An 11199-nucleotide genomic window follows, 5' to 3' on the forward strand; every position below is an offset into this window, starting at 1 on the left:
AGCAGGCTCGAACGACTCAGCTACCGACTCTCCGCCTGAAGCAATTGAGCAGCAGAGTCGCCCGTTCTCGCAAAGCATCGCGTCGACGAGCTCGAACAGAGTGTCCCCGCGCCGAGTGAGGCACATGTAGAGGTCTTCCCGGAAGTGTGATGTGAAGTCGAACGCGTCGCGCCGGGCATCGTCGTGCAGCACACTCACCTCTGCGGCCTTCGTATGAACGTGATTCCGTGGCGGAACGCATGTTCATACGAGGGCCGTCAGTGCGCCCGGCGAACTCCCCAACGAGTGAGCACGTACGAGGCGACGTTCGAGGCCAGAGGTTAAATGACAAGCTTAGTTCAGAGAAGCCGTCATCAGCCAGGGCCTGTTCTACCTGGTGTGGTTGATGGGTCATCGCGCCGAGTTCAAGCGTCTGGTCCGCAACCGGCTCGGGGTATCAGCCGCGTCCCAGGTGCTGTGGGGCAGGGCGTGGCGGCGGACTACCAATGAGCGGTGTGCATCGTGAAGTTGCTGGTCACGGGTCTGATGTGTGTGGGGTTCGGGGTGCTCGGGCTGGTCGTGGGCGGATGACTTCGGCGAAGATCGTCGGTCAGCGGGAGGCTTCGCGGTTCGTGAGGACCAGCAGAGCCCGGACCAGGGCGGTCGCCCATGTCGGGTCGGTGCGGACCTTGCCGAGCACGCGCCAGTTCTTCGGGTGGGCGAAGCCGTGCTCGACCGTGGCCCGGACGGCTGCCAGTGCCTTGTTGGACAGCTTCTGCCCTCGCGTGAGCGGCCGGTTCCGGGCGGCCTTGTAGCCGGTGCTCACCGCCGGATCGGCGTCGGGATCGCTGGCGTCGAGGCCGACGAAGCCCGGGTCGGCGATGGCTCCGAGGCCGGCCGCCCGCAACTTCTGCGTGAGCTGGTCGTGCCGGCAGGCGGTGATCTCCGAGGTGCGTCCGGGCCGGACCGCCGAGCCCCACAGCAGTCGACCCTGGTCGTCGGTGAGCGCGATCACGAGCAGGCCATGGCATGTGGTCTTGCCCGAGTAGGTCTTGCGGTTCTCCTTCCCGGTCCTGCGCCGGGTGCGGATCAAGGAGCCGTCCAGCAGGACCACCCCGCCGCCCTTTCGGGCGATCTTCTTCAGGGCGCGGTCCAGGCGCGGGGCGCGGGCGGCCGGCAGGCCGACGACCTCCCGCACCCACCGGGTCACGGTGGTGCGGTGCACCCGGTTGCCGCCGGCCAGGTCGCCGGGCCGCTGGTCGCAGCGCAGCACCGCCGGCACGATGCCGGCGATCTTCCCCGCGGGCAGCGCCCGCCACCGCGAGCCGATCTTCTTCAGGTGGCCGCGCATCAGGCCGGCGAGATAGTTCAGGGTGGCGCTCGACAGCGGCAGGCGGGCGGTGCAGACAAGGCCGTCAGGGCCCTCGACGGCGTGGTTGTTTTTCTTCACACCAAACTCAACTGCCGTCGGGGGCCCGCCGGTTACTCCCCGTCGACGCCCACCTCGGCACCGCTAGTACTACAGTCGCGTTTATGACGCGTGTCTGCGTCGATGGCAGTGGTGTCGGCGGGCGGTGTGCTGGTGTCTTCGTTGCCAGCGTGAGCGGCGCAGCTGAGCACAGGACGCCTCCTTCAGCTTCCGTTCACGGCCGAGCGCGGTGGCTGCCGTGCCCGGTTCCGGAACTGTGCGGGCGATGAGCCGACCACGCGGCGGAACGCGGTGCTGAACGCGCTCTCGGACAGGTAGCCCGTGGCCCGTGCGAGCTCGGAGATCGACAGAATATCGCGGGCGAGGGCGTCGCGCGCGAGGCTCATGCGCCATTGGATCAGGTACTCCGACGGCGGAACCCCGACGTGGCTCTTGAATGCCTGGGCGAACGCGGAACGCGACATGTGGCTGATCTCGGCGAGCTCCTTGAGGCTCCAGGAGTGGGCCACGTCCGCGTGCACGGCACGCAGGGCGGCACCGATGCCGTCCTCGTTCAGGGCGCCCAGCCAGCCGGTGGGCCGGTCTGTCTGATCGGCGTGAGCACGCAGCATGTGCACGAGCAGGATCTGTGCGAGGTGGTTCTGCACCAGCGGGCCGCCTGCGGCGGCGACCCCGACCTCGGTGGCCAGGAGATCGATCAGCTGCGCGAGCCGCCTGCCATGAGGATTGGCCACGCGGACGATCACGAGCGGCGGCAGAAGATCGGTCAGGAGGGCCGCGTTCCTGTCGTCGAACGCGATGTGCCCGACGCAGAGGTAGAGGTTCTCCTCGGACTCCGGGCCGATCCGCACGAACCCGTCTTCGGCACCCGCCCACACCGGCTCCGCAGGGCGCGGGCTTGCGTCGAGCGTGCTGGCCAGCACGTAAGGCGGCGGATTACCCAACATGAAGGTGTCACCCTCCTGCAGGAGCACCGGCTCGTGCCCTTCGAGGATCAACCAGCACGTGCCGCGCACGAGGCCCCCGACCCGCACGTGCAAGAACGTGTCGAAGCGCAAAGCCCACTCTCCCGCGGCCCGGAGATTGGGCCCGACCACCGTGCGGGGCCGGAGCAGGCCGATCGCGTCAGCCACCGGATCCCGAAATCCGAGCACCGACGACACCTCCTGGACGATACGTAAAGAATTCCGGACTCTGCATCATAGATAGTGTCCTCGATCTCCCGCAGTATCGATGTCGAACGGATCGGCATCGAGAGAGTGATGGAGACACCCACATGAGACAGCTGGAAGGCAAGACGTCGGTGGTCACCGGGGGCAGCACCGGTATCGGTCTGGCCACCGCAGTACGGCTGGCGGACGAGGGCGCGTACGTGTTCGTCACCGGCCGACGCGAGTCCGAACTGGAGGCCGCCGTCAAGACCATCGGAGCAGACCGGGCCACCGCGGTCGTCGGCGACATCTCGAAGCCGGAGGACCTGGACCGGCTCTACGAGGCGGTCCGGGCGCGAGGCAAGGGTTTGGACGTGCTCGTGGCGAACGCGGCGGTCGGTGTGTTCATGACGCTGGAACAGACCACCGAGGAGCACTTCGACCAGACCTTCGCCGTCAACGTCCGAGGCACGCTGTTCACCGCGCAGAAGGCGTTGCCGCTGCTCAACGACGGAGCCTCGATCGTCCTGGTCGGTTCGACGGCCGGCGACCGTGGAGTAGAGGCGTTCGGCGCGTACGCGGCGTCGAAGGCGGCCGTCCGGTCCTTCGCGCGGACGTGGTCCAACGAGCTCAAGGACCGTGGCATCCGGGTCAACGTGGTCTCGCCGGCATGGATCGAGACTCCCGGGGGCACCGCCGCTTTCGGCGACGAGGAGACCGCCCGGGCCGTCAAGGAGAATGTCGCCGCGACCGTGGCCAAGGGCCGCATGGGTCAGCCTGAGGAGGCCGCCGCAGTCGTGGCCTTCCTGGCCTCGGAACAGAGCAGCTACGTCGTCGGCGCGAACCTCTACGTCGATGGTGGCACGAACCAGATCTGAGCAGGCACCACACGGTGGGTGGCATCTGAAGCGTTCCAGGTTCCATGCCGCTACTCCTCTAGGCCCTGTGTGATGTCGTGATCAATCGGCTGCTCGCAGGAGGTCCTCGAGCCAGATCATCGAGGCGCGGAGTTCGAGGCCGGCGAGGTAGCTCTCGGGTGTCTTGTCGAAGCGGGTGGCGATGCCGCGCCAGTCCTTCGGCCGGTTGATCAGGCGCTCGACGGTGTTGCGTTTTTTGTAGAGGCCGGTGTCGTGGCCGACGGGCCGCCCGCCCCGGCTGCCTCTCTTCTTGCGGTGGGCGGCCTGGTCCTTCTTCTCCAAGATGACCGCCTTGATGTGGCGTCTGCGCAGGTGGGCGCGGTTGGCGCGGGACGAGTAGGCCTTGTCCGCGGCGACCGCGCCGGGCCGGGTGCGGGGCCGGCCGACCGGCAGGCGGACGCGCATCTTGTTCAGCACGGGGATGAACTGCGGGCTGTCCGCGGCCTGCCCGGCGGTCAGGACGAACGCCGGCGGCCGGCGCTTTGGGCCGGCGGCGAGGTGAATCTTGCTGGTCAGCCCGCCGCGGGAGCGGCCGAGCAGGGCTTCCTTCAGGCGGAGCCGGTGTCGCCGGCGGACGCGCCGGCGTTCTTCCCGCTCCGGCTCGTCTCCGCCGCGCTGCCCGTGGTGTTCCGCCTCGCCGCCCCCTTTTGCCGGGCCCGTTCCCGCGCGGCGGCGGCTTCTTCCAGAGCCTCCATGACGTCCTCGCCGACGAGCATCCCGGCGGCCTCGTGGTGCGCGCGGACGGTCGTGGAGTCCACGCCGAGCCGGGACAGGTCCGTCCTGCCCCGGCGGGCGGCCCCGGCGATCAGGCCCTCCGGCAGGGCGGTGAAGACACCGGCGTTCCGCCAGACCCTAAAGCGTCCGTAGACGGTCGGCCAGGGCCCGAACCCGGCCGGCATCTCACGCCACTGCGCGCCGGTCCCGAACCGCCAGATCACCCCCTCGAACTGCTCCCGCAGCCGCTCGGGGTACGGGCCGTACTCGCCTATCGGCAGGTACGGCTCGATCAACTTCCATTGCTCGTCGGTAAGCTGCCTGCGCGTCACGACCGTCTTCCTGCCGGATCCGCCCTCCAGGCGGACCCGGATCGGCGAGACTGATCACAACACCACACAGACCCTAGACGTGGATCGGCTGGTCGACGCGCTGGAGGAGGCACCGCCCACCGCTGCGGCGGTCAGGCGGAGCCGGTCGGCTCCCGACTCCTCCACCGGTGAACTCGCCCGGCTGGTCGTAGGCGGTGCGGTGCTCGCGGTGGTGGCCGTGCACCTCCTGGTGCTGCGACGGCCGCCGTGGGCCGGCGGGTGACGCCTCGGCCTCCTCGGCGCCGTCACGGTCTTCAGCGGCCTGCCCTTCTTCCGGGGCGCCCTGCGCACCATGACGGGCCGTCAGGATCCGGGCACCGACACGCTCGTCACCGCCGCGACGGTCATCTCCCTGCTGCTGCGGGAGAACGTGGTCGCCCTGACCGTGCTGTGGCTGCTCAACGTCGGCGAGTTCCTCCAGACCGTCACGCTGCGCCGCCCCCGCCGGGCCATCGAGGAACTGCTACGGATCGGCAAGGAACGGGTCTGGCTCATGCGCGAAGGCACCGAGGTGGAGGTGGCGCTGGAGGACGTGGCGATCGGTGACGTGGTCGCGGTCTACGAGCACCACAAGATCCCGGTGGACGGCGTAGTGGTCGGCGGCGAAGCGCTCGTCGACCAGGCGGCCATCACCGGCGAGGCGCTCCCCGGCTACATGCGCGAGGACTCCGAGGTCTACGCCGGTACCGTCGTCACCTCCGGTTCGCTGACCGTGCGGGCGGTCTCCGTGGGCGAGGACACCACCGTCGGACGGATCATCAGCCGCGTCGAGAAGGCCCAGGCCGACCGCGCCCCCATCCAGACGGTGGCCACCCGGTTCACCCGCCGCTTCGTCCCCGTCTCCCTCGCCCTGGCAGCAGGCACGTACGTACTCACCCGGGACGCCCGGCGGGCGATGACCATGCTGCTCGTCGCCTGCCCCTGCGCGGCCGGACTCGCCACGCCCACCGCGATCAGCACCGCCATCGGCAACGGCGCCCGCCACGGCACCCTCATCAAGGGCGGCACCCACCTGGAGGGCGTCGGCCAGGTCACCGCCGTCGCCTTCGACAAGACCGGCACCCTCACGCTCGGCCGCCCGCTCGTCACCAGCGTCGTGGCACTGCACGAGCGCTACACCGCAGACGACGTACTGAGCCTCGCGGCCTCCGGCGAACTGCACGCCCGCCACCCGCTCGCCCAGGCCATCGTCACCCGCACCGAGGAACAGCACCTGAACATCCCCATCCACCAAGCCTGCGAAGTCATCCTCGGTATGGGCATGCGCGCCGAACTCGACGGCAGCCGCCTCCTCATCGGCAGCCCCGCCCTGCTGCGCCGGCACGGCGTGACGCTCTCGGACGTGGCCGGGGAGGGGACCGAGCAACTGCGCCGCCAGGGCGAAACCGTCATCTGTCTCGCGCACGACGACACTCTCATCGGCATGCTCGGTGTCTCCGACGCCGTACGCACCGCCGCCGGACCGGTCATCCGGCAACTGCGCGACCTCGGCGTGCAGCGGATCATCCTGCTGACCGGTGACGCCCCCGAAACCGCGCAAGCCGTCGCCGACGCCCTCGACATCGCCGAGGTCCACGCCCACGCCCTGCCCGAGGCCAAGCTCCGGCGTTGTCACGTTGTTGGGTGCGTGACTGCCTGATGGTGCGTCGGAGCGTGGTGGGGCCCGGTTCGGGGCCTGTGCTCAGGCCGTGGTGGGCCGGCCGGCGGCGCCGGTGACTTGCTCCCAGACGGCGAAGCGGAGGGTCATCTCGGCTCGGTGGTCGGGGGCGGCCATCAGGTGGCGGCGGGGCCGGAAGTGGGGTGGGATGCCGCTGAACGCGGACAGGAACCGCTGGGCTCCGCCGGTGGAGCGGAAACCCTTCATCGCGCGTTCACGCTGCCGGGTGGGCCGGCGGGAGTTCTCGGCCCGGTTGTTCAGGCCCTGGTGGGAGCGGTGCTCGACGGAGGGCAGGACCTCGCGGTGGGCCGCCCCGCAGGAGCGCAGTTTGTCGGTGACGACCACCCGCGGCACCGCACCGGTCCTCTTCAGCAGCCTGCGGAAGAAGCGCCGGGCCGCAACGGTGTCCCGGCGGTTCTGCACGAGGATGTCCAGCCCGGTGCCGTGCTGGTCCACGGCCCGCCACAGGTACTTCCGCTCTCCGTGGACCGTGAGGAAGACCTCGTCCAGGTGCCATGTGTCCCCAGACCGGGGCCGCCGACAGTGCAGCGCGTTGGCGTAGGCCTGCCCGAACTTGGCGTATCAGCGGCGGACCGTCTCGTACGAGACGACCACGCCGCGCCCGGGCATCAGCTCCCCGGCCTCGCGGAACGACAGCGGGAAGCGGAAGTACCGCCACACGCAGTGGGAGATCACCTCGACCGGGTACCGGTGCCCCTGGTACGACGGTGGCGCGCTGTCCACGGACGATCCCTCCCCGGCATGACCAACCAGAAGATCATTCCACCCGGTTGGTCAACGTGACAGTGCCTCAGGCAGAGAACGTCGTCGTCGAGCCGTAGCCGACTGACGCCCTCCTCAACCAGGCAGGCCTACGAGGACCCCGTTCTGACCGGACTGGCTTTGCCGGAGCGCACTGCTCGTGGAAGGCGATGCGTTGCCGACCGGTCCCGGCCGAATGCCAGAAGCACTACAACGCGCACCGCCCCCCACCGCAGCCGAAACCAACTACCGCCCGAAGCCCAGGAACAACCGCCCCCGGTCCCAGCGTCGGCCGCCCGCAGAGTCCTCCGCACCCGCGTCCTCAGCGGTGTGATCAGCGAGTACCGATACGCCTTTTGACCAGCGGCGATGATGATTCGAACCCCACACGGTCTCCTGAGGGGACCGCCCCTGGTCGTGGGGGAAGCGAGGCGGGCCGGCTTTTGCCCCGTCGGCCGCGGAGGACGTGGTGCAGCATCAAGATCAGAAGACGGCGGCCGCGCACGATCTGCTCGCCCTCGGGGGCATCCCCACCGAGGAGGCGACGGTACGTATGGGTGTGGGTGTAGAGCTGGGCGTCGGTGTCGATCCAGTCGGACATCGATGCTGCCGTACCGCCAGTGGGGGCGCATGACGACGACGTAATCGTGCCACTCGCGGATGTCGGCTGCTTGGGTCATGCCCTTTCCTGAGCGGGGCACCGGCCCGGTCCGCGAGCGAGTGCCGGCGGTGGCGTCACCCGAGCCGTCGCGCCAACGGCGGAGACCACTACTTCGGCGGAACACGCCGGAGTCGCCCTTCCGGGAGGTGGCACGTGAGCGTGCACCCACCCGCATCAGCCGTACTGCGACCGGCGCCACCCGGCCGGGGCGGCGGCGACCTGTGCGGCGGTGACCTGCCGCTGGGCCGGGCCCGTCTACAGGCGCAGGAGCCGCTCCGTGATCTCCCGGTACTGCCGCAGCGCGTGCCGGAACTCCTCCGCCTGCGCCTGGGCGTCCTGGTCCTGCCAGCCCGCACGGAGGACGCGTCGCCGTTCCGCGAGGGCGCTCGCGAGCTCTGCGGTGACCGCGTCGAAGGCGCTCTCGGCCGCTTCCAGCGCCTCACGTGGGGTGTCGGCGAAGTCGAGGAGGGCCTGCCGCAGGCACTGGGAGACCCGGTCCCGCTCCTCGGCGGGCAGCAGCGGCTCAGGCCCCGGGGCCCGGCGTGCGGCGGCTCCGACATCCTTGTCCGGAGGCTGCTGGGCGCGTGCCTGGTCGTACATCATCGTGTGCCACTTCCCTGTGCGTCGCGCCGGCCGAGTGCCACCCGAACCTCGTCTGGATCAAGCCGGGCTCGCGGGGCCTGAGCCGGACGAAAGCCCTTGACGCTCATGGCCCGCCTGGTCGGCCTGCACCGTCCCGCCAGTCAACGCCCGGCGACGCACCCTGTCAACGAACCTCTGGAACTGGCGACTTGCGGAACGGCCACCCATCCGGGAGACGGACGGAATCCCGACGGCACGACCCGGCCCTCCCCGTGGTGACGGACGCCCAGGGACGACGGTCTCCGTGGCCGGTCCGGGGCGGGGTGCGCCGGTGCCCTGGCCATCGTCGAATGGCAAGGGTTCGTCGGGGCAGAGGGTGTTCACGACCTCATTGGCTTTGACGGCTGGTCCCCACCGGGCGGTGACGCTCTGGAGCTTCCTTGTGGGTCTGGCGGTAGTGGCTGGTGTGTGGTTGTGGGTGCATCGGCGTCGCTGACATGCCCCGGCTCTCCGCCATCGCCTGCCGATGGCGAAGAGCTGCTCCATCCGCTCCGGTGTCCGCGTGGCGGCCCGCGAGCGCTGGTTACCGATCCATGCCCCCGGCTTCAGCTCTCGGACCTCCTGGTCTTGACCGTTCCCGCCGCCCCCGTTGCCGCCGCCGACGATCCGCTCGACGCGCTTCCTCAGTATCCGAGGCGCCCCTCGCGCTCGTAGAGCTGCCGCGCGGCCTCGTAGTTCTGCCGGCCCGCCCCCGGTGCCGTCGGTATGGGGCCCCTCCGCCTGCCGACGAGCCGACATCTATGCCTTCGCCTCTGCAGCCCAGGCGTAGCCCAGCTCGGCGAGGGCCGCCCGTTGCTGCGCATCCAGCCGGTCACGCCTGGCCTTCTGATTGCTGAGAAACACACCCAGCTTGATCATCGTGCCATCCGGCAGCTCTTCAACATGCGCCCTACCCACGACGATCTTGCCCTCCCGAGCGATGTACTGGGCGAGGGCCTCCACACCGCGCTGGAAGGCCACGTGCGAATCTGCATCTCCATGTCACCGGTTTCTGTAGTGCTGACACCGGTGCCCTCCAGCGCTGGTGTCAGGGCGGTGAGTTGGGGGTTCGCCGTGGGGTGGTGGTGACATCGGGGTGCGGTTTTTGCGGTGACGGCTCGTGAGGTTGCTGCAGGTCGCGGCGTGTCCTTCTGGTGCAGATTCGCACTCCAGTTCCTGCATTACCAGGGTGTCGGTGGCGTCCTGAGTGAGGGTCTGGTCGATCCGCAGCCCGATCTCGTGTCCTGGTTCCATCCGCCCGTCGACGAGATGATCGACGATGAGCCGGTGCGCCAGCGTGCCGTGAGACCGCGTCACAAGGCCAGGGTGCGCGTGCTGCACCCTGGCGGCAAGCTGAAGGGCATGGCCCAGCAGCCGCCGGCAGTCGTCCAGGTCGCGGTGTGCCTGCCGCAGTGCCTCGGCGAGCCGGACACAGCGCACGGCATCTCACCCGACTGCTCGCGCACCAGCAAGTGTTCGTGGCGTCGCCCTTACCGGTTGCGGGTGCGCCGGACGGCGGACGGCGGACGGCGGGCTGACCCTACGGGTGACGAGTGAGGTCACCAACGCCTCCCTGTCGACGGCCACCGCGGGATCCGTCGTCCGTCAGGCGTGATCCACGAGTTGCGCGAAGCCCTTCTGGCGGGCGCAGTGCGCACAGCAGAAGTACTGCCCGTCCGCTTGCAGGCCGTGGCCGAGGATGCGGCACTGGCAGTTGTCGCAGACCGGTGCCATCTTCTGGGCGGCGCACTCGATGCTGTCGAAGGTGTGGACTGCTCCTGCGGCGTGCACTTCGAACGAGCTCTCGTAGTCGTTTTGACAAACCTCGCACACAGCCATGAATGGTCAACTCCTCGTTGTTGCATGGACAAGCCGGAGTGCCTGCCTCGGCGTCACTGGAAGGTAGCGACAAGGCGCACAGCGCTTCGGGCGGCACGTCGGCCCGCGCCCGACCGGCATACCCGAAATCACTCTGCTGGGCGCGGGAAGACGCTATGGGTGTGGCGGCCGCTCCGCCTCGGCCTGGCAGCCCGTCGTCCATCCATGACGCGGCGTATCTGCTGACCACAGCAGTGCGCCGGCCGGCGGGCGTTGTCAAGTTGTCTGGAGGATGGCTGGCTGAGCGGGTGGCGGGGTCTGGTGGGGGCGGTTGCCGGCCCCGGGTCAGGCCGTGGTGGGCATGGCGGTGGTGCCGGTGATCTCGTTCCAGGTAGCGAAGCGGTGGTGCATTTCCGTGCGGTACTCGGTGGCGGTCATCCGGTGGCGGCGGGGCCGGAAGTGGGGCGAGATCTGACTGAACGTGGACAGGAACCTTTGGGTTCCGCCGAGGGCTTGTAAAGAAAAGACACGTTGCTTTGCAGTTTCTGCTTCGTTGACGTGCTATGAGCATGCCGAGCGAGGTCCGCGACTAACTTGCCCTGTAAGCCCTTACCACCAGCAGACGAAGAACCTGCTGGGAGCACTCCGCCACGGCGCCCCCCCAAGGGGCAGCGCCAAGAGCGCTCACCCCTACGGCCGCTCACACCTTGTCGAATTCCCACAAGCTGACAGGCCGAGTACTGAGTTCCCGCACCGGAGTGTGACTCAGCCACCCGCCAGGTCAGCATCCGTGCGGTGGTCACCCAAGCTGCGATGCCCACTACACCGCCGCGAAGGTACGACACGAACCTCCGCCGACATCTGATGACTCATCAGTATAGTTAGCAAAGGGTTAGCAAGTGTCCTGCCACAGCTACCCACAGACGGACACACCGTGGAATTGCCTGGCCCCGCGCAGGGGGCCTGCAGCACGTCCAGCCGCCCTCCCGCACGCGTTGGAAGGACGGGAGACAACGCCCAACGGTGAGTCGCCCACCCGTCACCAACCAATCATCCGTTTCCGCACCCATGAGGGCCGGGCCTGTCAAGAGGCGTAGACGGTCCCCGCCTGCGGCTTTC

At 69.1% G+C, this 11199-nt stretch carries 10 protein-coding genes and 4 pseudogenes; 5 read left to right on the plus strand and 9 right to left on the minus strand.

The annotated features are described in order from the left end of the window. The coding region (locus ACFP2V_RS19400) for a hypothetical protein (RefSeq protein WP_381213662.1) at nt 1-192 on the minus strand (192 nt) is incomplete at its 3' end. Nucleotides 193-385: 193 nt separating this feature from the next. Here ACFP2V_RS19400 and ACFP2V_RS38685 point away from each other — a divergent pair. After that, nucleotides 386-460, plus strand: a pseudogene (locus ACFP2V_RS38685) (DUF5655 domain-containing protein); the annotation flags it as partial. Between the two features lie 129 nt (nt 461-589). Here ACFP2V_RS38685 and ACFP2V_RS19405 read toward each other — a convergent pair. Beyond that, on the minus strand, nt 590-1429 hold the full coding sequence (locus tag ACFP2V_RS19405; protein WP_381213665.1) for a transposase family protein: 840 nt from the start codon (nt 1427-1429) through the stop codon (nt 590-592). Between the two features lie 182 nt (nt 1430-1611). Then, nucleotides 1612-2571 carry an AraC family transcriptional regulator gene (locus ACFP2V_RS19410; RefSeq protein ID WP_381213668.1) on the minus strand — a complete coding sequence of 320 codons (960 nt, stop codon included), beginning with the start codon at nt 2569-2571 and terminating at the stop codon, nt 1612-1614. 113 nt (nt 2572-2684) lie between these two features. Here ACFP2V_RS19410 and ACFP2V_RS19415 point away from each other — a divergent pair, with 113 nt between their 5' ends. Beyond that, on the plus strand, nt 2685-3437 hold the full coding sequence (locus ACFP2V_RS19415; RefSeq protein WP_381213671.1) for an SDR family NAD(P)-dependent oxidoreductase: 753 nt from the start codon (nt 2685-2687) through the stop codon (nt 3435-3437). An 81-nt stretch (nt 3438-3518) separates the two neighbouring features. Here ACFP2V_RS19415 and ACFP2V_RS19420 read toward each other — a convergent pair. Further along, nucleotides 3519-4522 (minus strand): annotated as a pseudogene (locus ACFP2V_RS19420) (IS5 family transposase). 79 nt (nt 4523-4601) lie between these two features. Here ACFP2V_RS19420 and ACFP2V_RS19425 point away from each other — a divergent pair. Beyond that, nucleotides 4602-4784 carry a hypothetical protein gene (locus tag ACFP2V_RS19425; protein ID WP_381213674.1) on the plus strand — a complete coding sequence of 61 codons (183 nt, stop codon included), beginning with the start codon at nt 4602-4604 and terminating at the stop codon, nt 4782-4784. 69 nt (nt 4785-4853) lie between these two features. Then, the gene (locus ACFP2V_RS19430) at nt 4854-6200 is read left to right on the plus strand and encodes a heavy metal translocating P-type ATPase (protein WP_381213677.1); all 1347 of its coding nucleotides are present in this window, start codon (nt 4854-4856) and stop codon (nt 6198-6200) included. Between the two features lie 42 nt (nt 6201-6242). Here ACFP2V_RS19430 and ACFP2V_RS19435 read toward each other — a convergent pair. The 3 genes and pseudogenes from ACFP2V_RS19435 to ACFP2V_RS19445 all read right to left on the minus strand — a co-directional run bounded on the left by ACFP2V_RS19435 (nt 6243) and on the right by ACFP2V_RS19445 (nt 9243). Beyond that, nucleotides 6243-6962: pseudogene (locus tag ACFP2V_RS19435) on the minus strand (IS6 family transposase). Between the two features lie 934 nt (nt 6963-7896). Next, nucleotides 7897-8244 (minus strand): hypothetical protein, encoded by a 348-nt coding sequence (locus ACFP2V_RS19440; protein ID WP_381213680.1) that lies wholly within the window; start codon nt 8242-8244, stop codon nt 7897-7899. Nucleotides 8245-9021: 777 nt separating this feature from the next. Continuing rightward, complete coding sequence (locus ACFP2V_RS19445; protein WP_381213683.1) at nt 9022-9243, minus strand: helicase associated domain-containing protein; 222 nt, start codon at nt 9241-9243, stop codon at nt 9022-9024. A gap of 162 nt (nt 9244-9405) precedes the next feature. Here ACFP2V_RS19445 and ACFP2V_RS19450 point away from each other — a divergent pair, with 162 nt between their 5' ends. Continuing rightward, a complete protein-coding gene (locus ACFP2V_RS19450) occupies nt 9406-9819 on the plus strand; it encodes a hypothetical protein (RefSeq protein ID WP_381213686.1) in 414 nt (137 codons plus the stop codon). A 48-nt stretch (nt 9820-9867) separates the two neighbouring features. Here ACFP2V_RS19450 and ACFP2V_RS19455 read toward each other — a convergent pair whose 3' ends face one another. Then, the gene (locus ACFP2V_RS19455) at nt 9868-10101 is read right to left on the minus strand and encodes a hypothetical protein (RefSeq protein WP_109382240.1); all 234 of its coding nucleotides are present in this window, start codon (nt 10099-10101) and stop codon (nt 9868-9870) included. Between the two features lie 324 nt (nt 10102-10425). Then, a pseudogene (locus ACFP2V_RS38690) lies at nt 10426-10590 on the minus strand (IS6 family transposase); the annotation flags it as partial. Nucleotides 10591-11199: the final 609 nt, after the last annotated feature.

It is taken from the genome of Streptomyces incanus, from assembly GCF_042656345.1.
GTDB lineage: Bacteria > Actinomycetota > Actinomycetes > Streptomycetales > Streptomycetaceae > Streptomyces > Streptomyces incanus.